Raw genomic sequence first — 24,635 nt, 5'->3', positions numbered from 1 at the left:
GTGCATCAACACAAAACGCACGACATACGTTAAGCTTTGGTCGAAATCAACAAAAGGAGCAGTTTATGTACAAACGAATTCTGGTAGCCACCGACGGCTCTACTTTGTCCAAAAAAGCCATCTCAAGCGCCATCGAATTGGCCTCTCTGAGCGGCGCTGAATTGATTGCCGTCAAAGTCACGCCACGTTACCCACAAAGCTACTTTGAAGGCTCTTTGCCTTTGACCGCCACTGAAATTTCAAAAATTGAAAAAGGTTGGACCGACGGCGCACAAAAAGTGTTGGATGCCGTGGTCAAAGCTGCCAAAGCCAAAGGTGTCACCACCAAGGCCGTGGTGGTCAAATCAGACATCGTGTCTGACGCGCTGATTGCCGCCGCCAAAAAGCACAAAGCCGATTTGATCGTGATGGCCTCACACGGCCGCCGTGGCATCAAGCGCTTGCTGCTGGGCAGCGAGACACAACAAGTGCTGACACACGCCAGCGTGCCGGTGCTGGTCTTGCGCTAATGCGAGCGCACGGAGGGCTGTGTTTTTTTTAAACGAAGCCCGTCCTCTCGCCTCAAAAAAATAGCCGCTGAAAAGCGGCTATTTTTTGGTCTTCACTCTTTGCGCATGACTTAGGCCGTGAAGCGCTGCTTGGCCGCTTGGTACTCACGCTTCAAACGCGCCACCAACTCAGCAGCAGGCACCACCGCCTTCACCGCGCCAATACCTTGGCCGCAGCCCCAAATATCCTTCCAAGCCTTTTGTGCGCCGCCACCAAAATTCATTTTGCTGGGGTCGCTCTCAGGCAAGTGTTCAGGGTCTAAGCCGGCTTTGACAATCGAAGGTGCCAAGTAGTTGCCATGCACGCCCGTGAACAAATTGCTCAACACAATGTCGTCCGACGTGCCATCCACCACCGCTTGTTTGTAGTCATCCGCAGCACGTGCTTCTTCGGTCGCGATGAAGGCTGAACCAATGTAGGCAAAGTCCGCCCCCATCGCTTGCGCGGCCAACACCGCACCGCCGGTGGCAATCGAACCGCTCAAAGCCACAGGGCCATCAAACCATTCACGAATTTCTTGAATCAAGGCAAATGGGCTCTTCACACCTGCGTGCCCACCCGCACCAGCGGCCACGGCAATCAGGCCATCGGCGCCCTTTTCAATCGCCTTCTTCGCGAACTTGTTGTTGATGACGTCGTGCAACACGATGCCGCCGTAGCTGTGCGCTGCGGCGTTGATGTCTTCACGCGCACCAAGCGACGTGATGATGATCGGCACCTTGTACTTCACACACAGCGCCATGTCGTGTTCTAAGCGGTCGTTGCTCTTGTGCACGATTTGGTTGATGGCAAATGGCGCAGCGGGCTGGTCTGGGTGTTCACGGTTGTGTGCCGCCAGCGCCTCGGTGATTTCAATCAACCATTCTTCCAACTGCTCAGCTGGGCGCGCATTGAGCGCAGGCATAGAGCCCACCACGCCCGCTTTGCATTGCGCAATCAACAGCTTGGGGTTACTGATGATGAACAGTGGAGACGCGATGACTGGAAATTTGAGCGATTGCAACACGGGAGGTAAACGCGACATATCTGGCCCTTGAGAAAACTCAGGGCACGTGAAGTGCCCTGATGGTGGTTTTGAATTGAGCGAACCTAAAAACTTAGAACGCGTCGAGTGCCAACTCAGTCACGCTATCCGCACCATCCACGATGCTGTCGCGCATGCCTGGTACTTTGGTCAGGATATGGTCGGCGTAGAAACGCGCGGTGGTGATTTTGGATTGCATGAACACGGCATCGTTGCCTTTGGCCAGCTCAGCCTCGGCCACCAACAAGGCACGTGCCATTTGCCAGCCTGCCACCAAGTTGCCGGTGAGCATGAGGTAAGGCACGCTGCCTGCAAACACCGCATTGGGGCTGGCTTTGGCGCCGGCCACCACGAAGTCGACCACGTTCAAGAAAGCTTCACGAGCAGCCTTCAAGCGTGCGGCCATCGCCTTGGCGTTGGCACTGCCGCTCTTGAGCAAGTCAGCTTCGGTGTTGGCAATTTGCGCGGCAATGCCTTTGGCGGTTTGGCCACCATCACGGCCTGTTTTGCGGCCAATCAAGTCGTTCGCTTGAATGGCTGTGGTGCCTTCGTAAATCGTCAAGATTTTGGAATCACGGTAGTACTGTGCAGCACCTGTTTCTTCGATGAAGCCCATACCACCGTGCACTTGCACGCCAAGGCTGGTGACTTCCAAACTCATCTCAGTGCTGAAGCCTTTGACCAAAGGCACCAAGAATTCGTAGAAAGCCAAGTTGTCTTTGCGCGTGTCGGCATCTGGATGGTGGTGCGATGCGTCATACGCAGCAGCAGCCACCGTGGCCATGGCGCGGCAACCTTCGGTGTAGGCGCGCATGGTCATCAACATGCGGCGCACATCGGGGTGGTGAATGATGGGTGCGCTGGTTTTCATGCTGCCGTCCACAGGGCGGCTTTGCACGCGGTCACGCGAGAAAGTCACAGCCTTTTGGTACGCACGCTCGGCAATAGAAATGCCTTGCACGCCCACGGCATAACGCGCCGCGTTCATCATGATGAACATGTATTCCAAGCCGCGGTTTTCTTCACCAACGAGGAAGCCAATCGCACCGCCGTGGTCGCCGTACTGCAACACGGCCGTGGGGCTGGCTTTGATGCCCATCTTGTGCTCGATGCTCACGCAGTGCACATCGTTACGCGCGCCGAGTGACCCATCTTTGTTCACCATGAATTTGGGCACCACAAACAAGCTGATGCCCTTCACGCCCTCGGGTGCGCCTTGCACACGCGCCAGCACGAGGTGGACGATGTTCTCGGCCATGTCGTGTTCACCGTAGGTGATGAAAATCTTGGTGCCGAACACTTTGTAGGTGCCATCTGGCAGAGGCTCAGCGCGGGTGCGCACGGCCGCCAAGTCAGAGCCCGCTTGTGGCTCGGTCAAGTTCATGGTGCCGGTCCACTCGCCGGAGATGAGCTTCTCAAGGTAAGTGGCTTTGAGGTCGTCAGAGCCTGCGGTCAACAAAGCTTCAATCGCACCGTCGGTCAACATGGGGCACAAAGCAAAACTCATGTTGGCCGAGTTGAGCATTTCGCCGCACGCAGCACCAATGGTTTTAGGCAAACCTTGACCGCCGAAATCGGCGGGGTGTTGCAGGCTTTGCCAGCCGCCTTCGCAGTACTGCTGATACGCCTCTTTGAAGCCGGGCGTGGTGGTGACGTGGCCGTCTTTGAAGAAAGATGGGTTCTTGTCGCCTTCCCAGTTCAAAGGCACGAGCACCGACTCGTTCAACTTCGCGCATTCTTCGAGCACGGCTTGGGCGGTTTCCACGCCCATGTCTTCGAACGCAGGAATTTGGGCCACTTGTTCGAGGCCGGCCAAGTGTTCCATGTTGAACACCATGTCTTTGATGGGGGCGATGTAGCTCATTTTTATGTCTCCAAAATTCAATACAAAAAAGGCACCCCGAAGAGTGCCTTTTCACAGAAGGTTTACAACGCTGCGACCAACTCTGGCACAGCCACAAACAGGTCAGCCTCCAAGCCGAAGTCGGCCACGCTGAAGATCGGCGCCTCTGGGTCTTTGTTGATCGCCACGATCACCTTGCTGTCCTTCATACCCGCCAAGTGTTGGATCGCGCCGCTGATGCCGCACGCCACGTACAACTGCGGCGCGACGATCTTGCCGGTTTGACCCACTTGCAAATCGTTGGCGGCATAGCCTGCATCCACCGCTGCGCGGCTAGCACCAATCGCGGCACCGAGCTTGTCGGCCAGTGGGGTCATGACTTCGTCAAACTTCTCTGAGCTACCCAAGGCACGACCACCGGAGACGATGATCTTGGCTGCTGTCAGCTCTGGACGGTCGCTCTTGGTGACTTCACGGCCCACAAAGCTGCTCTTGCCTGAGTCTGTCGCTGCGGCTGTGGTTTCGATTTGAGCCGCGCCACCTGTGGCAGCCGCTGCATCAAAACCCGTGGTGCGCACGGTGATGACTTTCACAGCATCGCTGGATTGCACGGTGGCAATGGCGTTGCCTGCGTAAATCGGACGCTCAAACGTGTCTGGGCTGTCCACCTTGGTGATGTCGCTGATTTGGCCCACGTCCAACTTGGCAGCCACGCGAGGGGCTACGTTTTTACCTGCCGCTGTCGCGGGGAACAGGATGTGGGTGTAGTTGCCAGCGATGGCTAAGACTTGCGCTGCCACGTTCTCAGCCAAACCGGCTTCCAGTGTGGCGCCGTCGGCGTGGATGACTTTGCTCACGCCTGCAATCTGTGCAGCGGCTGCTGCGGCTGCGCCTGCGTTGTGACCAGCGACGAGCACATGCACGTCAGCGCCAATGGCTGCTGCGGCTGTGACGGTGTTCAAGGTTGCGCCTTTGATGCTGGCGTTGTCGTGTTCTGCAATCACGAGGGATGTCATGTGTGTTTCTCCTGCGTATTCGTTGAGATGACGGGCTTAAATAACTTTTGCCACGTTCTTGAGCTTGTCCACCAAAGTGGCCACATCCGCCACCTTGATGCCCGCGCTGCGCTTGGCAGGCTCCACCACTTTGAGGGTCTTGATGCGGGGGCTCACGTCCACCCCGAGGTCTTCGGGCTTGAACACATCGAGCTGCTTCTTCTTGGCCTTCATGATGTTGGGCAAAGTCACGTAGCGTGGCTCGTTCAAACGCAAGTCGGTCGTGATGACCGCAGGCAGGCTGATGGAAATGGTTTCCAAACCCCCGTCCACTTCGCGGGTGACGCTGGCTTTGTCGGCTGTCAGTTCAACCTTGGAAGCGAAGGTGGCTTGGGGCATGTCTGCCAAAGCCGCCAACATCTGGCCAGTTTGGTTGCAATCATCGTCAATCGCTTGTTTGCCCAAGATCACCAAGCCTGGTTGCTCTTTGTCCACCAAAGCTTTGAGGAGCTTGGCCACGGCCAAAGGCTGCAGCTCTTCAGCCGTCTCCACCAAGATGCCACGGTCTGCGCCGATGGCCATTGCGGTACGCAAAGTTTCTTGGCATTGGGTCACGCCACAAGACACAGCGATCACTTCGGTGACCACGCCCTTTTCTTTGAGACGCACGGCTTCTTCCACCGCAATCTCGTCAAACGGGTTCATGCTCATTTTGACGTTGGCAATGTCAACGCCCGAGTTGTCCGACTTCACGCGGACCTTGACGTTGTAGTCCACCACGCGTTTGACAGCGACCAAAACTTTCATGGCAAAAGCTCCAATTTTTAGAATTAAACAGATTGACGTTTACGTAAACGTAACATTGTAGAGATCAAAGACGCTTTTTCATCGAACGACCGTGCTTTTCTAGGGAAGTCCCTAGGAAAAACTTAAGCCGGATGGCGCAGCACCACCTCTTGCGGCGAATGCACCAAGACCACACCAGCCGACCGCAAAGCACTCAGCGCAGCGATGTTGACACGCGAACGCGTCAAAGATTGACCATTGACAGGGTCTTCCATCCAGAAATTCAAGTTGAAACGCAAACCTTGAGGGGCCACCTCGCCCAAGAGGGCTTGAGGTATGGGGTTGCACAGCACCCACTCAGCGCTCAATGCGGCTTGCACCAAAACCTCTTGCACGCGCTCCACATCGCTTTCCAAACCCACCCAGAAAGTACAGGTTTGCAGCAAGTGGCGGCTTTCCAGCGACAAGTTTTCAACGCGCTGCGTCAGTAGCAACTCATTGGGCACCACGGATTCGCTGCCGTTGCTGGCACGCACCAAGGTGTAGCGGGTTTTGATGTCGGTCACGCGGCCTTCAAAACCATCCACACGCACAAAGTCGCCAATACGCAGCGAGCGCTCCAACAAGATGACAAAACCACTCACATAGTTAGCCGCCAACTTTTGCAAGCCAAAACCAATACCCACACCCAAAGCGCCGCCCAAGACCGACAAAGCCGTCAAGTCAAAACCCAACGAGGACAAGGCAAACAAAGTACCAATGACCAGCAACAACACACGCATGGCATTGGCGGCCACCTTGCGCATAGACAAATCTTCAAACGCGCGATTGATCACACGTTGCTCAAGGGCGGCCGACAGCCACAGCGCCAGCACCAGCACAAAACCCGAGGTGAACACCACTTCCAGCACATGCGTCACGCTGATGCGCGTCTTGCCGAGCATGAACTGCAAACCATCCAGCTCATCCATCATCGGGCCCCACCAGCCCGTGATCCACAGCACCGCTAAACCCCAGGCCAACCAAGACACGACTTGTTCCAAGATGCGCGCACCGCGCGAATTGGGAAACACCGCCGCCAAAACACGCGCAATCAAGCGAATCAGCACCAGCGACACCAGCACGGGCAGCGCCATCTTCAGCACGGGCACACGCTGCATCTTCATGAGCACCAGCTTCAAGCCATATGTGAAGACCAAAGCCAAAGCAGGAAACAACACCCCGTCCATCAACCGACGGCCAAACAAAATGGAGTTAGAGGATGTGAATCTGCGCCCCAAGGCCCAGCTCAAGCCCCCAGCCAAAGCCAAGCACAGTGCCAAACCGGCGAGTTCTAACGCAATCGCTGGACTTTGCAAGTCCAGCAACAATTCTTGTAATTCGTTCATCTTTTAAATATCGGCTAACACGCGCACATGCGCTTCGACGCTGCGACTTAGCGAGCTCAAATCGTACCCGCCTTCTAAGCAAGAAACGATGCGCCCTTTGGCATGACGCGCCGCAATGTCGCGCAATCGGTGGGTGATCCAAGCGTAGTCTTGCTCGACCAACCCCATTTGCCCCATGTCGTCTTCGCGATGGGCATCAAAACCTGCACTGATGAAAATCATCTCGGGCTTGAATTCTTCTAGGCGCGGCACCCAATGGGTCTCGATCAACTCACGTACTTCCATGCCTTTGGTGTAGGCGGGCACGGGAATGTTGAGCATGTTGGATGCTGGGTGTTCAGTACCCGTGTGTGGGTAGAACGGGTGTTGAAAAAAGCTGACCATCAACACGCGGTCGTCACCACTGAGGATGTCTTCCGTGCCGTTGCCGTGGTGCACATCAAAGTCCACCACCGCCACACGCTTCAAGCCATGGCGCTCCAGCGCGTATTTGGCGGCAATCGCGATGTTGTTGAAGAAACAAAATCCGCCAGCTTTGTGGCGTGAAGCATGGTGACCCGGTGGGCGAACAGCACAAAACGCGTTGGCCAACTCGCCGGCAATCACCGCATCTGTGGCGGCCACCGCAGCGCCCGCCGAAGCCAAGGCGGCTTTCCATGTGTAGCGGTTGATGTTGGTGTCTGAATCCAAGTGGCCATAAGCAGGGCCACCTGCGGCGATGTCTTCCACCAACTGGTCTGACAAACCGCGCAAGGACGCGATGTACATGCGGTCGTGCGCCAGCTCAATGTCGGCCAATGGCGCTTCGGGCGCTTCGATGGGCGTGAGGCCTAAGTCCACACCGCTGATGAGCAAACGGTCTTGGATGGCGCTGAGCCGTTCTGGGCATTCAGGATGCCCCTCACCCATCTCGTGCTTCATGCACAGAGGATGCGTGTAATAGCCTGTTTTACTCATCTCATCTGCCTCGGTTCTTCTTCAAGTCAGCTTACCATGGTGACCTGGCTTTTTCCCTTGCAAACACTGCGTGAAAACACATACATCCCCGTTTTATATGGCTTTGCAGCCAACTCTTGCGTTACGTCAAATCACCGCCGCCTTGTTGCTAATGGCTGCATTTGCAGGCGATGCAACCGCCAAGTCGCATGCGAAAGCTCACAAAACCGTGGCCCACAAAGCCGCCACGCGCGGCCCTGCCTACGGGAAAACCACAGAAGCCATCGCACTGGCCGATGAGCTGGCCCAACAGCACAAGCTACCCAAAGCTTGGGTGCGTGACCAAATCAGCAAAGCGCAATTTTTAAAAGGCGTGCCCAAGATGGTGCTGCCACCCACCGTGCCCACCGCCAAGAACTGGCGTGCGTACCGCGAGCGCTTCATTGAAAGCCGCCGCATCGACGCTGGCACCCAGTTTTGGCAAACCTACCAAAGCGACCTCGCCCGCGCGGAGCAAACCTATGGCGTGCCTGCCGAAATGATTGTGGGCATCATCGGTGTAGAAACTTTCTACGGCCAAAACATGGGCAACTACCGCGTGCTCGATGCCCTGACCACGCTCACCCTCAACTTCCCTGCGTCACACCCTCGCGCGGCTGAGCGCCAAGCGTTTTTCAAATCAGAGTTGGGCTACTTCTTAGCGCAAGCACACAGCCAAGGCAATGCCAGCGCCACGGGCAGCTTTGCAGGCGCCATGGGCTGGCCCCAGTTCATGCCCTCCAGCGCGGCCAAATTTGCGGTGGACTTTGATGGCGATGGCCGCATTGACCTGCGCAACAGCCCTGTGGACGCCATTGGCTCGGTGGCCAATTACTTCAAAGCCTTTGGCTGGCAAACCGGCATGCCCACGCACTACCCCGTGAGCTTTGATGAAGCACGTTTGGACAAACCCACCTTACTCGCCCCCGACATCTTGCCCTCGTTCAGCGTGACTAACTTCACCGCCAAAGGCGCGGTGCTGGACGAGCAAGCGCAAAAACACAACGGCCCTTTGGCTTTGGTGGAGTTGTTCAATGGCGATGAGCCACCCAGCTATGTGGCAGGCACCGACAACTTTTATGTGGTGACCCGCTACAACTGGAGCAGCTACTACGCGCTGGCGGTGATTGACCTGGGGCAGGCAGTCAAGGCGAATCGCGCGTTGACTTCTATGCAGTCCAGCGCACGATAACCAAAAAACGTTCAGTCTTTGGGCAGGCTAGGCTTGTCACGAATTTCGCGCACCACCGCATCTTCGATGACATCAGCGTGGCTGTCACTGGCTGGGGCATGCCCGTGCGCTTCATGCCATTGGCCATCGCTGGTGCGCGACCAGCTGGCCCAACTTGCACCCTGCCCTGACTGCATGCCTTTGCGCATGGCTTGAATTTGTTGCCACATCATCAGCACTTGTGGCTTTTGGCCTGTGGCCAACCAACGCAGACAAGCAAACACCACATACAAGGCGAGCCAACACAACACACCGATGGCAAACAAAATGGCGAACGCCATGCCAATCAGCGCGAATATCAAACGGGTGAAAAATCTCATCGCTTGATATTACTCGTGCGCACCTTGCGCCAACGCCCACTTCACATGCTCACGCACCACGTCGTTGGTGTGGGCGAGGTGGGCCTGTAGTGCTTGGCGCAAAGCTGCGTCGTCCGCCTGCCGCAGCGCATTGCCTGCCGTCACAGCTAGGTTACGCAGCCAGCGCACATGGCCAATGCGACGAATGGGGCTGCCTTCGGTGTAACGCAAAAACTCTGCTTCGGTCCACGCCAACAAGCGCGCCATGCCCTGCCCCACCAAGCCAGCACGCACATCGAAGTCGGGCAAGCTAGAGCTTTGAGCAAACTTGTTCCAAGGGCATATCAGTTGGCAGTCATCGCAGCCGTAGATGTGGTTGCCCATCAAAGGGCGCAGCGCCTCGTCGATAGACCCATCGTGCTCAATCGTCAAATACGAAATGCAACGGCGTGCATCCACCAAGCCTTCGGCCACGATGGCCTGCGTGGGGCAAACATCCATGCATGCTGTGCATTGGCCGCAGTGCGTGCTGGTGGGTTCGGACGCAGGCAAGGCCACATTCAGGAAAATCTCGCCCAAGAAAAACATCGAGCCCGCTTCGCGGTTAAGCACCAAGCTGTGTTTGCCGCGCCAGCCTTGGCCACTGCGTGTGGCCAGCTCGGCCTCCATCACAGGCGCTGAGTCGGTGAAGGCGCGGTATTCAAAACCACTGGGTTTCAAGGTATCAGCCAGCAATGCGTCAATTTGCTGAGCCAGTGTGTCGAGCCGGTTACGCAGCACCTTGTGATAGTCGCGCCCTCTGGCGTAGACCGACACCACGGCCTCAGCAGGGTTACGCAAGCGTTGCCACTCGGCGTCTTGCCAGCCCTCGGTGGTGTCGCGCGGCAGGTAGTTCATGCGGGCGGTCAGCACGCTCAAGGTGCCTGGCACCAGCTCGGCAGGACGCGCGCGCTTCATGCCATGACGGGCCATATAGTCCATGCTGCCGTGGAAGTTTTGGGCCAGCCAATGTTGCAAATGTGGCTCGGCCGAGGACAGGTCCAAAGGGGCCACCGCAATTTGCGAAAATCCCAGTGTTTGCCCTAGAGCCTGAATTTGCGTGAGCAACAATTTGTAATCGATTGACAACGGACACCTTTGACTATTTCGCCCATTGTAAAAACTCTGGTTTGGCCCGATGAAGCCGCCACCGCTGCGTTTGCCACGCAGCTGGCCGCCGCATTGACACGCGCCAACCTGAATGCTTGCATCGCCTTGCATGGCGACCTGGGCGCAGGAAAAACCACCTTTGTGCGCCACCTGCTGCGTGCCTTGGGCGTCGAGGGCCGCATCAAAAGCCCGACCTATGCCGTGGTTGAACCCTACACCGTGAATGCGGGCGAGGTGTGGCACTTTGACTTTTACCGGTTCAGCGATCCACGCGAATGGGAAGACGCGGGCTTTCGTGACATCTTCGCCAGCGTAGGTTTGAAGCTGTGCGAATGGCCGCAAAACGCCGCAGGCGTGATGCCCACGCCAGACCTTGAACTCGACATCCAAGTGGACGACACCGAGCAACGCCAACTGCGCATCAGCGCCCTCACCGCGCGCGGGCAGGAGTTGCTGGCATGAAGCAGCCACACGTCGACCCAGTGCATCCTCAAGCACCTCGATGTATCGATCGACGCCGCTTGCTTCAAGGCGGCTCGCTCGCGTTGCTCTTGGGCAGTGCCGACATTGCATGGGGCGCCAGCATCGTGGCCGTGCGCGTGTGGCCCGCTGCGGCCTACACGCGCGTGACGATTGAGAGCGACACAGCACTCAAGACCGTGCCCATTTTTGTGGCCAACCCACCGCGTCTGGCCGTGGACATTGAAGGCATTGAGCTCAACCCTGCCCTCAAAGAACTGGTGGGCAAAGTGCGCTCGGACGACCCGTACATCACGGGTGTGCGCGTGGGCCAATACGCCAACAAAACTGTGCGCTTGGTGTTAGACCTTCGCCAGATGGTGAAGCCGCAGGTGTTCAACCTGCAACCCGTCAAAACCGGCAACACGCAATACCAACACCGCTTGGTGCTGGACCTCTACCCGTCTGAAGTGGCCGACCCGCTGGAAGCCTTGATTGTCGACAAGCTCAAGGGCGGCACAGCCTACAACGCACCGTCGATGACGGCCACGCCCACACCCTCTGCGTCTAAATTGGGCACACGTGCCGACCCTGTGGGTGATTTGATGGCCAAGCCCAACGCAACACCCGAGCTGCCCTCGCCTGCGGCACCCACCGCGTCTGCGCCCATCACCACCGCGGCATCGGTCAACCAACAACAAGACGGCGAGCGCTTCATCATCGTGGCCCTCGACCCCGGCCACGGCGGCGAGGACCCTGGCGCATCAGGCCCTAGCGGCACACGCGAAAAAGATGTGGTGCTGAAAATTGCACACCGCTTGCGCGACCGCATCAACAACACCGTCATCAAAACCAAGCACGGCAACTTGCCCATGCGGGCCTACCTCACACGCGATGCCGACTACTTTGTACCGCTGCAACAGCGCGTGGAAAAAGCCAGACGGGTGCAAGCTGACTTGTTCATCAGCATCCATGCAGACGCGTTTCAAACCCCCGAAGCCAAAGGCGCCAGCGTGTTTGCCCTGAGCGATGGTGCAGCTTCCAGCGCTGCTGCCAAGTGGATGGCCAAGCAAGAAAACCGAGCCGACTTGATTGGCGGCTTGAACATCAAGAGCCAAGATGCCGCCGTGCAACGCGCCCTGCTTGACATGAGCACCACCGCACAAATCAAAGACAGCCTCAAACTCGGCAGCGCGATGCTGGGGCAAATCAAACACATTGGCAAACTGCACAAAGGCCGCGTGGAGCAGGCAGGCTTTGCGGTGCTGAAAGCGCCCGACATCCCCAGCGTGTTGGTGGAAACCGCCTTCATCAGCAACCCCGAAGAAGAGAAACGTTTGGTCAGCCCCCAATACCAAAACGACTTGGCCGATGCACTGATGAAAGGCATTGAACGCTATTTCTCACGCAATCCACCGTTGGCCAAAACCCGCAACACTTAAGATGGACGCACAGCCCTTGGCCTACTTCAATCACGCAGGGGCATCGCTGATGTCGGCATCCACGGTCGATGTCATGGTCTCGCATTTGCACCTAGAAACCCGTTTAGGTGGGTATGGTGCGGCGACGCATCAGCACAAGGCGTTGGCCGCCGTTTACACACATGCGGCCCAACTTTTGAGTTGCGATGCCGATGAAATCGCCCTCACAGACAGCCACTCTCGTGGTTGGCGCGAAGTGATGAATTGCCTGCACTTCGCCCCAGGTGATCGCATCTTGGTGGGATGCAGCGAATGGGGCGGCAACTACGCAGCCTTGACGCACATCGCACAGCGGGATGGCGCTGCGGTTGAAACAATCCCCAGCACACCGAGCGGCGAAGTTTGCTTGACGCAATTGGCAGCCATGCTTGACCACCGCGTGCGCTTAATTTCACTCACATGGCTGCCAGCCAATGGCGGCCTCATTCAGCCCGCGGCACAGGTAGGCGCTTTGGCACATGCGGCCAAGATCCCCTTCTTTTTGGATGCGGCACAAGCCGTGGGACAAATGCCGGTTGACGTGCGTGCACTGAATTGCGATGTCCTCACCACACCAGGTCGCAAGTGGCTGCGCGGCCCACGCGGCACAGGTTTGTTGTATGTTCGGCGTGGTTTTCTTCCAGCGCTTCAACCTGCGGCGCTGGACCATTTTTCTACACCTCTGATCAACGGTCAGTACCAACTGCGTGACGATGCAAGGCGCTTTGAAACATCCGAAGCCAACATGGCCGCTCGCTTAGGTTTAGGGCAAGCGATTCAAGAGGCGCTCGTACAAGGTTTAGACACGATTCAAACCCAAGTACAAAGTAAAGCCAGCAAGATTCGCGAAGCCTTGCAACGCATGCCGCATATCCAAAGCCATGATGTAGGTACACAGTTTTCTGGTTTGATTGCCTTCACAGCACAAGACCTCACCTCAGACGCTGTGCAAACACACCTAGCCCAACAAGGGATTGAGGTTGCCGTCAACGGCACGGCCTTCACGCCACTCGACATGCGGGCGCGGGGGTTAGCAAATGTTGTGCGAATTTCAGCGCACACCACCACCACAGACGAAGAAATCGCACGTTTGCTCGACGCCGTGTCAAACCTTTCAGACCTCACACCATGACCGACACACCCGCACAACCCAAAAACCCGCTACACGGCATGACGTTGGAAAAAATCGTCACCGAGCTGGCTGACTATTACGGCTGGGAAGGCTTAGGCGATCGCATCAACATCCGCTGCTTCACGCATGACCCGAGTGTGGGCTCCAGCCTCAAGTTTTTGCGCAAAACACCTTGGGCACGTGAGAAGGTGGAAAGTCTGTACTTGTTCATGCTGCGCGATATGCGCCGCGAAGAACGCGGGTTTTAATCAGCTTTAATTTGCGCTGAGCGTGAGGCTTTCCACGAGCCATAAATGGCCAAGGCACCCGGAATAAAAATCATCGCCCAAATGATTTTGTCCAAATGGGTTTTGACCCATGGGATGTTGCCAAAGAAGTAACCCGCCGTCACGATGCCGCCCACCCACAACGCGCCACCGGTGACGTCAAAGAAGGTGAACTTGCGGCGCGTCATCTGCGCCACGCCCGCCACAAACGGCGCAAAAGTGCGCACAAAGGGCATGAAGCGCGCGGCAATCAAGGTCACACCACCGAAACGCTCGTAAAACGCATGGGCTTGGTCAAAGGCGCGGCGGTTGAAAAACTTGGAGTCTTCCCACGCAAACACCTTGGGCCCAAAGAAGCGGCCAATCGTGTAGTTGGTTTGGTTACCCGCCACTGCCGCCGTGAGCAGCAAGGCCACTGACAAGCCGTAGTCCATCAAGCCCACACCGCACATGGCACCCACCACAAACAGCAGCGAGTCGCCGGGCAAGAACGGCATGACCACCAAACCGGTCTCCACAAAAATGATGAGAAACAGCAAGGCATAGACCCATGTGCCGTTGGCCTGCACAAAGGCTTCCAAGTAGCGGTCCACGTGCAGGATGAAGTCAATCAAGAAGGTAATGAGTTCCATAAATTGCATTATCCCCTGCCTCTAAAATGAGTCTGTGCACCCTGCTACCCAACCCCCACGCGCCATCCGCGAACTCCCAGATGAATTGATCAGCCAAATCGCCGCTGGCGAGGTGGTCGAACGCCCGGCCTCTGTCGTGCGCGAACTGGTGGACAACGCGCTAGATGCAGGCGCCACGCAAATCACCCTGCGTTTGCTGGCAGGTGGTGTGCGCCTCATCAGCGTGGAAGACAACGGGGTGGGCATTCCAGCCAACGAACTACCCGTGGCCTTGAAGCGCCACGCCACCAGCAAAATCACCAGCCTCACCGAACTCGAATCGGTGGGCACCATGGGTTTTCGCGGCGAAGCGTTGGCCGCGATTCAATCGGTGTCTGAGCTGTCAGTGTTGTCACGAACCGCCACACAAGACAGCGCCATGTTGCTCGATGGCCGCAGCGGCGAGTTGCAACCCGCCGCTCGCGCCCAAGGCACGACAGTAGAAGTGAAAGAGCTTTTTTACAGCACGCCCGCACGCCGAAAATTTTTAAAGACTGACAACACCGAACTGGCCCACTGCGTAGAGGCCGTACGCCGCCATGCACTCACCCGCCCCGAGGTGGGCTTTGCCATTTGGCACGAAGGCAAGTTGGTCGAGCAATGGCGCGCACAAACCATTAACGCCACTTCGGGCGAAGACCTGAATGTTCAGTTTCAGCGCTCACTCGACCGCCGCTTGGCCGATGTGCTGGGCGATGACTTTTTAGACAACTCTGTCGCCGTGCATTACCAATCGGGCAACGTCACCGTGGTGGGCCGCGCAGGGATTCCAGACGCCGCCCGCTCACGCGCCGACCATCAATTTGCCTACGTGAACGGCCGCTATGTGCGCGACAAAGTCATCACCCACGCCGCACGCAGCGCGTATGAAGATGTGCTGCACGGTCACCGCCAACCCATCTATGCCTTGTACGTGGAGATTGAGCCCACGCGTGTGGACGTCAACGTGCATCCCACCAAAATCGAAGTGCGCTTTCGCGATGGCCGTGAGGTGCACCAAGCGGTGCGCCACGCGGTTGAAAACGCTTTGGCTGTGCCGCGCGCCAACATGCTCATGGCCAATGCGCTACAAAACCATGAGTTGCCGATGGCGGGAACGTCTGGCGCTTCTGGCGTGGCTGGATTTTCCGCTGCCGCCAATACGTTGGGCGCAACATCTTCATCCTCACCCCTCGGTTGGCCTAACGCCAATTGGCAGCAAGCCGCCATGCCTTTGGCTGGCACGCGCGTGGCAGATATGGGTGCGCTGTGGCAGTCCACGCCGCGCTCAGGTCTGCCCGCCGAAGAGCACCCCACTCAAAGTTTTGCAACTGACGCGGCCTTCAACGCCCTCAGCGCCAACAATACCTCAGCGCCTTCGCTGCAAGATGCAGCACCCGAAACTTGGCCCTTGGGCAAAGCCATTGCGCAATTGCATGGCGTGTACATCTTGGCGGAGAACGCGCAAGGTTTGGTGTTGGTCGATATGCACGCCGCGCACGAACGCATCGTGTACGAACAACTCAAAACACAAATTGACGCGCAGCGCATCAGCAGCCAACCGCTGCTGATTCCCGCCACCTTCCCCGCCACCGCGCAAGAGGTGGCGACTGCCGAAGCTTGTGCAGAAGCATTGCAAGAACTCGGTTTAGAAATCTCCACCCTGTCGAGTAAAACACTCGCGGTGCGTGCCGTGCCCAGCACCTTGGCACAAGGCGATGCTGTGGCACTGGCGCGCAGCGTGTTGGCCGAGTTGAGCCAGCACGATGCCAGCACCGTGGTGCAACGTGCGCGCAACGAACTGCTGGCCACCATGGCTTGCCACGGCGCAGTGCGTGCCAACCGCAAACTCACAGTGGACGAAATGAACGGTTTGCTGCGCCAGATGGAAGTGACCGAGCGCTCCGATCAATGCAACCACGGCCGCCCCACTTGGCGACAACTGACCATGCGTGAGCTCGACGCGCTGTTTTTGCGCGGTCGTTGATGTCACCCACACTCATCATCGTCTTGCTGTCGATGCTGCTGGGCATTCAGCCCGTCGCCACCGATTTGTATTTGCCCGCCCTGCCCGCGATCAAGGCAGAGTTTGGTGCAGAGCTGTCGCAGGTCCAGCTCACGCTCAGCGCGTTGCTCTTGGCCTTCGGCACCTCGCAGCTCGTGTGGGGCCCACTGTCGGATCGCTTTGGCCGTCGTCCTATTTTGTTGTGCGGCTTGGCCACGTTCACCCTAGCAGGCCTGGGCTGCGTGTTAGCCAGCAGCATGCTCGAACTCATCGTGTGGCGTGCGCTGCAAGGCGCGGCCATGGGTGCGGTGGTGATGTGCGCACGCGCCATCGTGCGCGACCTCTACACACCCGAAACGGGTGCAGGCGTGATGTCCAAAGCGCTCACTGGTCTAGGCATCTTGGCTTGTGCCAGCGCGCCTTTAGGTGGTTTGATGACTGACTTGTTCAGCTGGCATGCGGCTCTCAGTTTGGTGATGGGCTTTGGTGCCATCGCGCTGGTGTTGGTGTCGTTGACGTTCAAAGAAACCGTGCACCGAAAAAACCCACACGCGCTGCACCTCAAGGTCTTGGCAAACACGTGGTGGCACATCGTGCGACACCCCACGTTTGTGGCATTCACTTGCGTGTCGCTGGGCTCTTACGGCGGGCTCTTTACATTCTTGGCTTCATCCTCATTTGTCTTCATCAACTTGCTGGGCTTGGCGCGTTGGCAATATGGCTTGTTGCTGTTCTCGATGGCTTTCACGTATTTGCTGGGCACAGTGTTGTGCCGACGCTTGCTGGCTCGCTACGGCGTAGCGCACACAGTGGCCATTGGTGGCGCATTCAGCTTGGTGGGGGGCTGCTGGATGGCTCTCAATGCATGGCTGGGCTGGCAAAGCGTGACCGGCTTGATGGGGCCGTTTTATTTGTTCATCTTGGCCCACGGCATACATCAGCCCTGTGGTCAAAGCGGTGCGGTGGGACCCTTTCCCAAAGCGGCTGGCGCAGCTTCTGCCTTAGGCGGTTTTTTGATGATGGCTGCAGCTTTTGCCACTGGGTTATGGCTCGGTGCAGCCAAAGACGGTTCAGCCATACCGATGGTGCAAAGCATCGCGTTCTGGTCGGTGTCGACGGCCTTGTCGGCTTGGGTGTTGGTGCTGCGCCGCGGAGGCCCGCGTGTCTAAACCGTCGACCTGTGCATCTGGCAGCGCGAACGGCTGGTCGGTCGACGCCATCGCTTTGGTCGGCCCTACTGCCAGCGGTAAAACGGCAGCAGCTTTAGCCATTGCACAGGCATGGCCGGTTGAAATTATCAGCATCGACTCAGCCTTGGTGTATCGCGGCATGGACATTGGCACCGCCAAGCCCAATGCCGAAGAGTTGGCGCAAGTACCGCACCACCTCATTGACATTCGTGACCCATTGCACGCCTACAGCGCCGCTGAGTTTGCACGTGATGCCAGCACCTTGATGGCTGATATTCGCGCACGCGGCAAGCTGCCGCTGCTGGTGGGCGGCACCATGCTTTACCTGAAAGCTTTGCGCGACGGCATTGACGACTTACCCACCGCGCAGCCTGAGCTTCGCGCTGAGATTGAACAGCAAGCCCTCGCCCTGGGCTGGCCTGCCATGCACGCCGAACTGGCCAAGGTAGATGCCATCACCGCGGCACGCTTGGCACCAAACGATGCGCAACGCATCTCACGTGCGCTGGAGGTGTGGCGCGTGAGCGGCAAGGCTTTATCGCAATGGTTCGTAGAAGGTGAAGCCACACGTGCGGCTCAGCCTGCATTGAATATGCCGCTTTTGTCGCTTGAACCGGTTGACCGTGCATGGCTGCATGCGCGCATCGCGCTGCGCTTTGATCTCATGCTGGATGGTGGTTTCTTGGCTGAGATGCAAACCCTGCGCGCGCGTGGTGACTTGCACATTGATTTGCCGAGCATTCGCTGCGTAGGCTATCGCCAAGCTTGGGAGCTGCTTGACCGTGCGCAGGCGATGGGTGCCTCACCTGAAAGCATCTTGCAGCAGCTGCACGAGTTGGGTGTGGCCGCTACGCGTCAATTGGCCAAGCGTCAACTCACCTGGTTGCGCGGCATGGATGAGCGCATCGTCATTCCGTGTGATGCACCGGATGCGTTAGCGCAAACACTGGCTGCTGTGACGCGGTTTACTGCAACGGCTCTTTGAGCACGTCTGACAGAGGCAAAGGCATAACCGCAATGCCTTCGTCAATCAACTCTTCGGTTTCCTCAGGTGTGGCATGGCCGCGAATGTTGCGCGCCTCGGTTTCACCGTAGTGCATCTTGCGAGCTTCTTCGGGAAAGCTGTTACCCACGTCTTCGGTATTAGCCACCACGTGGCGCACCATCTTGAGCAAAGCCGCCTGCAGCTGCGCGGGCTCTAAGTTGGCCACCTCTTGCAAGCTGGGTAGCGCTGGCACTGCGTTGGCCGAGGCCTCGGTCGCGGCAAGCGCAGAAGCGGAGGCATCAGCAACAGGGTTGGCATTGGTAGACGAGGCCTGCGAGGCAGTGCCTGTTGCATCGCGCTCACCACGTGTGGTGTTCAGGTTCAAACGTGGCGCGCTGAGTTTTTTGGTCACGCTGGCATCGCCGCACATGGGGCAGTTCAGCAAGCCACGTGCGAGCTGGCTTTGGTAATCGTCCTCGGAACCAAACCAGCCTTCAAACACATGGTGCTGGGCGCATTGAAGGTCTAACACTTTCATGGCTCAATTATCCCGCAGCAGGTCTCACACACGTTGCCACAGTCAGATGCGCTGCCATTGCAGAGGCCATGCGCCGCTGAGGTGGTTTTGCAACCAGAGCAAACCCGTCAAGGTTTTGGCATCGGTCAGCTGGCCGTCGCGTGACCAAGCCAACAGCTCATCCATACTAGCGTCAAACACATCCAGAAATTCACCTTCGTCTAATTGGCGTTCACCTTGGGTCAATCCGCGTGCAAACCAAATATCAATGAACTCGGTGGAGTAGCTGATGACGGGATGCAGCACGCCCGCATGGGCCCACTCCGTGGCGCGGTAGCCTGTTTCTTCTAGCAGTTCGCGCTGGGCACACACCAAGCGGTCTTCGCCAGGGTCAAGCTTGCCTGCAGGAAACTCAATCATCACTTGTTGCACGGGGTAGCGGTATTGACGCTCCATCACCAAACGGCCATCGTCGCGCATGGCGATGATCATCACCGCGCCTGGGTGAATCACAAACTCACGCGTAGCCGTGTCACCGCTAGGCAATCGCACGGTGTCTCGAAACGCGTGCAGAAAGTGGCCCTTGATCAACTCAACGTGGTCTAGCGTGTGTTCGACCAAATGGTCATCAGAAGTGTTTTTCATAGTCATCATAAAAAAAGCCAGCTCAAGAGCTGGCTTTGTTAGCGCATCAGATGCTTAGGTACCCAAGGTACGCACGATGGCGTTGGCACACAAGGCCATCAAGCCGCCGGGCAAGATACCCAAGATCAAAATCAAAGCGCCGTTGATGGTCAACACCACGCGCACATCGTTACCAGCCGACACGGTGGTCGCCGTGATAGGCGCATCAAAGTACATGACCTTGACGATGCGCAAGTAGTAGAACGCGCCAATCAGCGACATCATCACAGCAAACACTGCCAAGACAATCGCACCGGCTTGGCCTGAAGCGATCAAGGCTTGCAATACCGACAACTTGGCGTAGAAGCCAACCAGCGGAGGCACACCAGCCAACGAGAACATACACGCGGCCATGACGCCTGCGTACAGGGGGCTGCGTTGGTTCAAGCCTGCGAGGTCAGAAATTTCTTCGCTCTCAAAGCCTTCACGGGCCAACAACAAAATGATGCCAAAGGTGGCTAAAGTCGTCAGCACATAGGTAATGACGTAGAACATGGCCGAGCTATAGGCGTTGGCAGCAGCGGCGGTATTGCCGTTGACAACACCCGATAGCAAACCGATCAACACAAAACCCATTTGGGCGATGGTCGAGAAAGCCAACATGCGCTTGAGGTTGGTTTGTGCCACAGCGGCCAAGTTACCAATCAGCAAGGATGAGATGGCCAAGACCATCAACATTTGCTGCCAATCCACGGCTAGGGGCAACAAGCCCTCCACCAACAAACGGATGGTCATGGCAAATGCAGCCAACTTAGGCGCGCCGCCAATCATCAAAGTGATGGCTGTGGGTGCACCGTGGTACACGTCTGGAATCCACATGTGGAAAGGCACCACACCGAATTTGAACGCCAAGCCGCACACCACAAAGACCAAGCCCAACACCAACACTTGGTGCTTGATTTGGCCCGAGGCCACAGCCTTGAAGACGGTGGTGATGTCGAGCGAACCTGTCGCGCCGTACAACATGGACAAACCGTACAGCAAGAAGCCGCTGGCCATCGCACCCAACACAAAGTACTTCATGGCAGCTTCGCTGGCCACGGCACTGTCGCGGCGCAAGGCCACCATGGCGTAGCTGCACAAGGTCAGCAATTCCAAGCCGAGGTACAACACGAGGAAGTTGTTGCCCGAGATCATGACGAACATGCCCAGCAAAGCAAACAAACCCAAGGTGAACAACTCGCCACCGCGCAGCATGTCGCGCTCAGCAGCGTAAGGACGGCCATAAACCAAAGTGACCATCACCGCGATGGCGGCGAAGCACTTGAGCCAGCTGCCCATGGCGTCAGAGACCACCATATTGCCAAAGCTATAAACCGTTTGGCCTTGTGTGGCGGCCACGGCTTCCAAATACGCCACAACACCAATGGTGATGAGCGACAAGGCATACGTGGTGGTGCGACGTGGGCACTTGACGAACAAGTCCACCATCGCAATCACGATGGCCATCACAGCCAACAAGATTTCGGGATAAACCGCAGCGATGCTCAGTTTTTCAAACATTTTTCAATCCCTCTTTATTGGGGCAATTTGGAAATGGCCACGTGCTTGAGTAACTCAGCCACGGACACATCCATCACGTCAGTGAATGGCTTGGGGAAGATGCCCATGGCCAACACAGCGATTGCCAACAAGGCCAACATCACAAACTCACGGCTGTTGATGTCAGTCAATTCTTTGACGTGGTCATTGGCCACTGGGCCAAGATACACGCGCTTGATCATCCACAAGGTGTAGGCAGCGCCGAAGATCAAGGCAGACGCAGAGGCAAAACCAACCCAGAAGTTGTATTTGATCGCGCCCAAGATGACCATCCACTCACCCACGAAACCAGCCGTACCTGGCAAGCCGCAATTGGCCATACCGAACAACAAGGCAAAGGCCGCAAACTTGGGCATGGTGTTGACCACGCCGCCGTAGCTGGCGATTTCACGAGAGTGCATGCGGTCATACAACACGCCAATGGATAAGAACATCGCAGCCGACACAAAGCCGTGCGCAATCATTTGCACCAAAGCACCAGACACGCCAATGTCGTTGAAGATGAAAAAGCCCAAGGTCACGAAGCCCATGTGCGCCACCGATGAATAAGCTACCAGCTTTTTCATGTCTTCTTGCACCATGGCCACCAAGCCCACGTAGACCACAGCGATGAGCGACAAAGCAATCATGAGCCATGCGTATTCGTGTGCAGCATCAGGCGCGATGGGCATTGAGAAGCGCAAGAAGCCATAGGCACCGAGCTTCAACATAATTGCGGCCAGCACAGCAGAACCACCTGTAGGCGCTTCCACGTGAACGTCAGGCAACCAAGTGTGTACAGGCCACATGGGCACTTTCACCGCAAACGCAGCAAAGAAGGCAAAGAACAACAAGGTTTGCGCAGACATGGGCAATGGCAGTTTGTGCCACACAGCCAAGTCAAAGCTGCCACCCGATTGGGTGTAAAGGTAAATCAAGGCGATCAACATCAACAAAGAACCCAACAACGTGTACAAGAAGAACTTGAACGCTGCATAGATTTTGTTGGGGCCGCCCCACACACCGATGATCAAGTACATCGGAATCAAGGTGGCTTCGAAGAACACATAGAACAGCATGCCGTCGGCTGCGCAGAACACGCCGATCATCAAGCCGCTCAAGATCAAGAACGCACCCATGTATTGGTTCACGCGCTCGGTGATCACTTCCCAACCGGCGATCACAACGATCACGTTGATGAAAGCGGTCAACAAGACAAACCACATCGACAGGCCGTCAACACCGAGGTGGTAGAACACATTGAAGCGCTCAATCCACATCGACTTTTCTACAAATTGCAAGGCTGCTGAACTGTTGTCGAAGCCGCTGAACAGCGGCAAGGTAACAGCCAAACTGACCACTGAACCGATCAACGCGATCCAGCGCACGACCTTGGCGTGTTCGTCACGCCCGAAGGCGAGCAAGATGACACCAAACAGAATTGGCGTCCAAATGGCAAGGCTCAATAAACCCATTTTTTATTCTCCTTATTTGAGCCAGACGAACCACGTCATCAGCAAGAACACGCCCAAGATCATGACCAAGGCGTAGTGGTAGAGGTAGCCAGTTTGCAACTGACGTGTCAGTGAAGACACCCAACCCACCAACTTCCAAGAAGCGTTCACGACACCACCTTCGATGATGGCTTGGTCGCCGCCCTTCCACAGGCCTGTGCCTAATGCGCGAGCGCCACGGGCCAAGACGTTTTCGTTGAACCAATCCAAGTAGTACTTGTTCTCGAACAAGACATAGATGGGGTGGCACACACGTTTGATCGCCGCAGGCACTGCTGGGTTGATCATGTACATGTAGTAAGACGATGCGACACCAGCCACAGCCAACCAGAACGGCGCAGTGCTCAAAGCATGCAAGGCCATGGCGACAGCGCCGTGGTACTCGTGTGCCAGCTCGTGCATCACGGGGTGCTTGTCTGCGTTGATGAAGATGGCATCGCTGAAGAACTCACCGTACAACAGTGGGTCAATCGTGTAGAAACCAATCAACACAGAAGGAATAGCCAGCAAGACCAAAGGCACAGTCACCACCCATGGGGACTCGTGAGGGCCGTGGTCATGGCCGTGATCACCGTGGTGGTCATCATGGGCGTGATGGTCGTCGTGGTGTGCGTCAGGATTTTGGTCGTAACGCTCTTCGCCGTGGAACACGAGGAAGTACATGCGGAACGAATAGAACGCCGTCACAAACACGCCAGCCAACACAGCGAAGTGTGCGAAGCCAGCACCGGGCAAGGTGCTTTCAGCCACAGCTTCGATGATGCTGTCTTTGGAATAGAAACCTGAGAAGAACGGTGTGCCGATCAACGCCAGCGAACCTAGCAACGATGTGATCCAAGTGATGGGCATGTACTTACGCACGCCGCCCATCCAACGGATGTCTTGGTTGTGGTGCATGCCCATGATGACGGAACCGGCACCAAGGAACAGCAAAGCTTTGAAGAACGCGTGGGTCATCAAGTGGAACACGGCCACTGAGTAAGCCGATGCACCCAATGCCACGGTCATGTAACCGAGTTGCGACAGTGTGGAATAAGCCACAACGCGCTTGATGTCGTTTTGGATCAGACCCAAGAAGCCCATGAACAAGGCTGTGATGGCACCGATGACCAAGATGAAGTTCAACGCCGTGTCTGACAATTCAAAGAAAGGCGACATGCGAGTGACCATGAAGATGCCAGCCGTCACCATGGTCGCTGCGTGAATTAACGCAGAGATCGGTGTTGGGCCTTCCATCGAGTCAGGCAACCACACGTGCAGTGGGAACTGAGCCGACTTACCCATCGCACCGATGAACAAGCAGATACAGATCACTGTCACCAGCATCCAGTCGGTGCCAGGGAATGTGAGCGCACCCAATTCAGCAGCTTTAGCGAATGCTTCGGTGTAGTTCAAAGTACCGCCGTAGGCAGCGATCAAACCAATACCCAAGATGAAGCCAAAGTCACCCACACGGTTGACCAAGAAGGCTTTCATGTTCGCGAAGATCGCGGTTGGTTTGTTGAACCAGAAACCGATCAATAGATATGACACCAAGCCCACCGCCTCCCAACCGAAGAACAGTTGGAGCATGTTGTTGCTCATGACGAGCATCAACATCGAGAAGGTGAACAAGGAGATGTAAGAGAAAAAGCGGTTGTAGCCTTCGTCCTCTTGCATGTAACCAATGGTGTAGAGGTGAACCATCAATGACACAAAGGTCACGACGCACATCATCATGGCGGTCAGGCCATCGACCATGAAGCCGATTTCCATTTTCAAATCACCCACCACCATCCAGGTGTAGAGGGTTTCATTGAAACGCGCGCCGTCCATGGCCACGCTTTGCAGCGTCATGGCAGACAACACGAAGGCTATGAACACGCCCAAGATGGTGAGCGTATGGGTCAAGCCGCGGCCGATTTTGTTACCGCCAAAGCGCGTACCAAAAATACCAGCCAAGGCAGAACCCACCAGCGGTGCCATAGGCACTGCCAACAATGTAGAAGCTTGCAGGGTTTGTGACATGGTGAA

Annotated in this window: 23 protein-coding genes; 9 read left to right on the top strand and 14 right to left on the bottom strand. The window is 56.7% G+C overall.

All coding sequences use genetic code 11. The features are described from left to right. Positions 1-65 precede the first annotated feature (65 nt). The gene (locus LINBF2_RS03795) at positions 66-509 is read left to right on the top strand and encodes a universal stress protein (RefSeq protein WP_281890544.1); all 444 of its coding nucleotides are present in this window, start codon (positions 66-68) and stop codon (positions 507-509) included. 110 nt (positions 510-619) lie between these two features. Here LINBF2_RS03795 and LINBF2_RS03790 read toward each other — a convergent pair whose 3' ends face one another. From LINBF2_RS03790 to LINBF2_RS03765, 6 genes are all read right to left on the bottom strand, one after another. Next, positions 620-1,573, bottom strand: coding sequence for a nitronate monooxygenase family protein (locus LINBF2_RS03790; protein WP_281890542.1), 954 nt, complete (start codon positions 1,571-1,573; stop codon positions 620-622). A gap of 73 nt (positions 1,574-1,646) precedes the next feature. Continuing rightward, positions 1,647-3,437, bottom strand: a complete 1,791-nt coding sequence (locus tag LINBF2_RS03785; protein ID WP_281890540.1) for an acyl-CoA dehydrogenase — start codon at positions 3,435-3,437, stop codon at positions 1,647-1,649. 62 nt (positions 3,438-3,499) lie between these two features. Beyond that, positions 3,500-4,432 carry an FAD-binding protein gene (locus LINBF2_RS03780; protein ID WP_281890538.1) on the bottom strand — a complete coding sequence of 311 codons (933 nt, stop codon included), beginning with the start codon at positions 4,430-4,432 and terminating at the stop codon, positions 3,500-3,502. A 36-nt stretch (positions 4,433-4,468) separates the two neighbouring features. Beyond that, positions 4,469-5,218, bottom strand: coding sequence for an electron transfer flavoprotein subunit beta/FixA family protein (locus LINBF2_RS03775; protein WP_281890536.1), 750 nt, complete (start codon positions 5,216-5,218; stop codon positions 4,469-4,471). Positions 5,219-5,340: 122 nt separating this feature from the next. Further along, a complete protein-coding gene (locus LINBF2_RS03770; protein WP_281890534.1) occupies positions 5,341-6,585 on the bottom strand; it encodes a mechanosensitive ion channel domain-containing protein in 1,245 nt (414 codons plus the stop codon). Positions 6,586-6,588: 3 nt separating this feature from the next. Further along, a complete protein-coding gene (locus tag LINBF2_RS03765) occupies positions 6,589-7,542 on the bottom strand; it encodes a histone deacetylase family protein (protein WP_281890532.1) in 954 nt (317 codons plus the stop codon). Between the two features lie 70 nt (positions 7,543-7,612). Between LINBF2_RS03765 and mltB the strand changes: the two genes are divergently transcribed. After that, positions 7,613-8,752: a lytic murein transglycosylase B gene (gene mltB / locus LINBF2_RS03760; RefSeq protein WP_281890530.1), complete on the top strand. Its 1,140-nt coding sequence runs from the start codon at positions 7,613-7,615 to the stop codon at positions 8,750-8,752. An 11-nt stretch (positions 8,753-8,763) separates the two neighbouring features. On the opposite strand, the gene LINBF2_RS03755 is transcribed toward mltB, so the two are convergent. Together LINBF2_RS03755 and queG are read right to left on the bottom strand one after the other, a co-directional pair. Continuing rightward, the gene (locus LINBF2_RS03755) at positions 8,764-9,111 is read right to left on the bottom strand and encodes a hypothetical protein (RefSeq protein ID WP_281890528.1); all 348 of its coding nucleotides are present in this window, start codon (positions 9,109-9,111) and stop codon (positions 8,764-8,766) included. Positions 9,112-9,120: 9 nt separating this feature from the next. Next, positions 9,121-10,197, bottom strand: coding sequence for a tRNA epoxyqueuosine(34) reductase QueG (gene queG, locus LINBF2_RS03750; RefSeq protein ID WP_281891278.1), 1,077 nt, complete (start codon positions 10,195-10,197; stop codon positions 9,121-9,123). Positions 10,198-10,227: 30 nt separating this feature from the next. On the opposite strand from queG, the gene tsaE reads away from it, so the two are divergent. From tsaE to LINBF2_RS03730, 4 genes are read left to right on the top strand one after another with little or no spacing between them, the layout of a single operon-like run. Further along, positions 10,228-10,701 carry a tRNA (adenosine(37)-N6)-threonylcarbamoyltransferase complex ATPase subunit type 1 TsaE gene (gene tsaE, locus LINBF2_RS03745; RefSeq protein ID WP_281890526.1) on the top strand — a complete coding sequence of 158 codons (474 nt, stop codon included), beginning with the start codon at positions 10,228-10,230 and terminating at the stop codon, positions 10,699-10,701. Further along, on the top strand, positions 10,698-12,140 hold the full coding sequence (locus LINBF2_RS03740; RefSeq protein WP_281890524.1) for an N-acetylmuramoyl-L-alanine amidase: 1,443 nt from the start codon (positions 10,698-10,700) through the stop codon (positions 12,138-12,140). The genes tsaE and LINBF2_RS03740 overlap by 4 nt, the downstream gene beginning before the upstream one ends. A gap of 1 nt (position 12,141) precedes the next feature. Continuing rightward, positions 12,142-13,290 carry an aminotransferase class V-fold PLP-dependent enzyme gene (locus LINBF2_RS03735; protein ID WP_281890522.1) on the top strand — a complete coding sequence of 383 codons (1,149 nt, stop codon included), beginning with the start codon at positions 12,142-12,144 and terminating at the stop codon, positions 13,288-13,290. Then, positions 13,287-13,538 (top strand): VF530 family protein, encoded by a 252-nt coding sequence (locus tag LINBF2_RS03730; protein WP_104799170.1) that lies wholly within the window; start codon positions 13,287-13,289, stop codon positions 13,536-13,538. Before LINBF2_RS03735 ends, LINBF2_RS03730 begins: the two co-directional genes overlap by 4 nt. Here LINBF2_RS03730 and LINBF2_RS03725 read toward each other — a convergent pair. Then, positions 13,535-14,188 carry a DedA family protein gene (locus tag LINBF2_RS03725; protein ID WP_281890519.1) on the bottom strand — a complete coding sequence of 218 codons (654 nt, stop codon included), beginning with the start codon at positions 14,186-14,188 and terminating at the stop codon, positions 13,535-13,537. The two genes, LINBF2_RS03730 and LINBF2_RS03725, sit on opposite strands and share 4 nt — an antisense overlap. A 34-nt stretch (positions 14,189-14,222) precedes the next feature. On the opposite strand from LINBF2_RS03725, the gene mutL reads away from it, so the two are divergent. From mutL to miaA, 3 genes are read left to right on the top strand one after another with little or no spacing between them, the layout of a single operon-like run. Next, the gene (gene mutL / locus LINBF2_RS03720; protein ID WP_281890517.1) at positions 14,223-16,193 is read left to right on the top strand and encodes a DNA mismatch repair endonuclease MutL; all 1,971 of its coding nucleotides are present in this window, start codon (positions 14,223-14,225) and stop codon (positions 16,191-16,193) included. Next, positions 16,193-17,380 carry a Bcr/CflA family efflux MFS transporter gene (locus LINBF2_RS03715; protein ID WP_281890515.1) on the top strand — a complete coding sequence of 396 codons (1,188 nt, stop codon included), beginning with the start codon at positions 16,193-16,195 and terminating at the stop codon, positions 17,378-17,380. Before mutL ends, LINBF2_RS03715 begins: the two co-directional genes overlap by 1 nt. Then, on the top strand, positions 17,373-18,386 hold the full coding sequence (gene miaA, locus LINBF2_RS03710) for a tRNA (adenosine(37)-N6)-dimethylallyltransferase MiaA (protein ID WP_281890513.1): 1,014 nt from the start codon (positions 17,373-17,375) through the stop codon (positions 18,384-18,386). The genes LINBF2_RS03715 and miaA overlap by 8 nt, the downstream gene beginning before the upstream one ends. Here miaA and LINBF2_RS03705 read toward each other — a convergent pair. The 5 genes from LINBF2_RS03705 to nuoL are packed head-to-tail and all read right to left on the bottom strand — an operon-like array spanning position 18,367 to position 24,629. Next, positions 18,367-18,924 carry a DUF1178 family protein gene (locus tag LINBF2_RS03705; protein ID WP_281890512.1) on the bottom strand — a complete coding sequence of 186 codons (558 nt, stop codon included), beginning with the start codon at positions 18,922-18,924 and terminating at the stop codon, positions 18,367-18,369. The genes miaA and LINBF2_RS03705 overlap by 20 nt on opposite strands. A gap of 42 nt (positions 18,925-18,966) precedes the next feature. Continuing rightward, positions 18,967-19,548: an NUDIX hydrolase gene (locus LINBF2_RS03700; RefSeq protein WP_281890510.1), complete on the bottom strand. Its 582-nt coding sequence runs from the start codon at positions 19,546-19,548 to the stop codon at positions 18,967-18,969. A gap of 54 nt (positions 19,549-19,602) precedes the next feature. Then, positions 19,603-21,090, bottom strand: a complete 1,488-nt coding sequence (gene nuoN / locus LINBF2_RS03695) for an NADH-quinone oxidoreductase subunit NuoN (RefSeq protein WP_281890508.1) — start codon at positions 21,088-21,090, stop codon at positions 19,603-19,605. A gap of 14 nt (positions 21,091-21,104) precedes the next feature. After that, positions 21,105-22,583, bottom strand: coding sequence for an NADH-quinone oxidoreductase subunit M (locus LINBF2_RS03690; RefSeq protein WP_281890506.1), 1,479 nt, complete (start codon positions 22,581-22,583; stop codon positions 21,105-21,107). 12 nt (positions 22,584-22,595) lie between these two features. Next, positions 22,596-24,629 carry an NADH-quinone oxidoreductase subunit L gene (nuoL, locus tag LINBF2_RS03685; RefSeq protein WP_281890504.1) on the bottom strand — a complete coding sequence of 678 codons (2,034 nt, stop codon included), beginning with the start codon at positions 24,627-24,629 and terminating at the stop codon, positions 22,596-22,598. Between the last annotated feature and the right edge of the window lie 6 nt (positions 24,630-24,635).

The sequence above is a fragment of the Limnohabitans sp. TEGF004 genome (assembly GCF_027924965.1).
In the GTDB taxonomy this organism is placed as follows: Bacteria; Pseudomonadota; Gammaproteobacteria; order Burkholderiales; family Burkholderiaceae_C; genus Limnohabitans.
The sequence above is the reverse complement of the archived record's forward strand: the minus strand, read 5'-3'. Positions and strand labels throughout refer to the sequence as shown.

Coding starts and splice junctions, on each gene's coding strand:
- LINBF2_RS03715 (WP_281890515.1), top strand. CDS start 16,193: ATGTCACCCACACTCATCATCGTCTTGCTGTCGATGCTGCTGGGCATT.
- nuoN (WP_281890508.1), bottom strand. CDS start 21,090: ATGTTTGAAAAACTGAGCATCGCTGCGGTTTATCCCGAAATCTTGTTG.
- LINBF2_RS03795 (WP_281890544.1), top strand. CDS start 66: ATGTACAAACGAATTCTGGTAGCCACCGACGGCTCTACTTTGTCCAAA.
- LINBF2_RS03770 (WP_281890534.1), bottom strand. CDS start 6,585: ATGAACGAATTACAAGAATTGTTGCTGGACTTGCAAAGTCCAGCGATT.
- LINBF2_RS03730 (WP_104799170.1), top strand. CDS start 13,287: ATGACCGACACACCCGCACAACCCAAAAACCCGCTACACGGCATGACG.
- LINBF2_RS03735 (WP_281890522.1), top strand. CDS start 12,142: ATGGACGCACAGCCCTTGGCCTACTTCAATCACGCAGGGGCATCGCTG.
- LINBF2_RS03690 (WP_281890506.1), bottom strand. CDS start 22,583: ATGGGTTTATTGAGCCTTGCCATTTGGACGCCAATTCTGTTTGGTGTC.
- LINBF2_RS03780 (WP_281890538.1), bottom strand. CDS start 4,432: ATGACATCCCTCGTGATTGCAGAACACGACAACGCCAGCATCAAAGGC.
- nuoL (WP_281890504.1), bottom strand. CDS start 24,629: ATGTCACAAACCCTGCAAGCTTCTACATTGTTGGCAGTGCCTATGGCA.
- LINBF2_RS03725 (WP_281890519.1), bottom strand. CDS start 14,188: ATGGAACTCATTACCTTCTTGATTGACTTCATCCTGCACGTGGACCGC.
- LINBF2_RS03785 (WP_281890540.1), bottom strand. CDS start 3,437: ATGAGCTACATCGCCCCCATCAAAGACATGGTGTTCAACATGGAACAC.
- LINBF2_RS03765 (WP_281890532.1), bottom strand. CDS start 7,542: ATGAGTAAAACAGGCTATTACACGCATCCTCTGTGCATGAAGCACGAG.
- LINBF2_RS03755 (WP_281890528.1), bottom strand. CDS start 9,111: ATGAGATTTTTCACCCGTTTGATATTCGCGCTGATTGGCATGGCGTTC.
- LINBF2_RS03700 (WP_281890510.1), bottom strand. CDS start 19,548: ATGAAAAACACTTCTGATGACCATTTGGTCGAACACACGCTAGACCAC.
- LINBF2_RS03705 (WP_281890512.1), bottom strand. CDS start 18,924: ATGAAAGTGTTAGACCTTCAATGCGCCCAGCACCATGTGTTTGAAGGC.
- LINBF2_RS03740 (WP_281890524.1), top strand. CDS start 10,698: ATGAAGCAGCCACACGTCGACCCAGTGCATCCTCAAGCACCTCGATGT.
- LINBF2_RS03790 (WP_281890542.1), bottom strand. CDS start 1,573: ATGTCGCGTTTACCTCCCGTGTTGCAATCGCTCAAATTTCCAGTCATC.
- LINBF2_RS03775 (WP_281890536.1), bottom strand. CDS start 5,218: ATGAAAGTTTTGGTCGCTGTCAAACGCGTGGTGGACTACAACGTCAAG.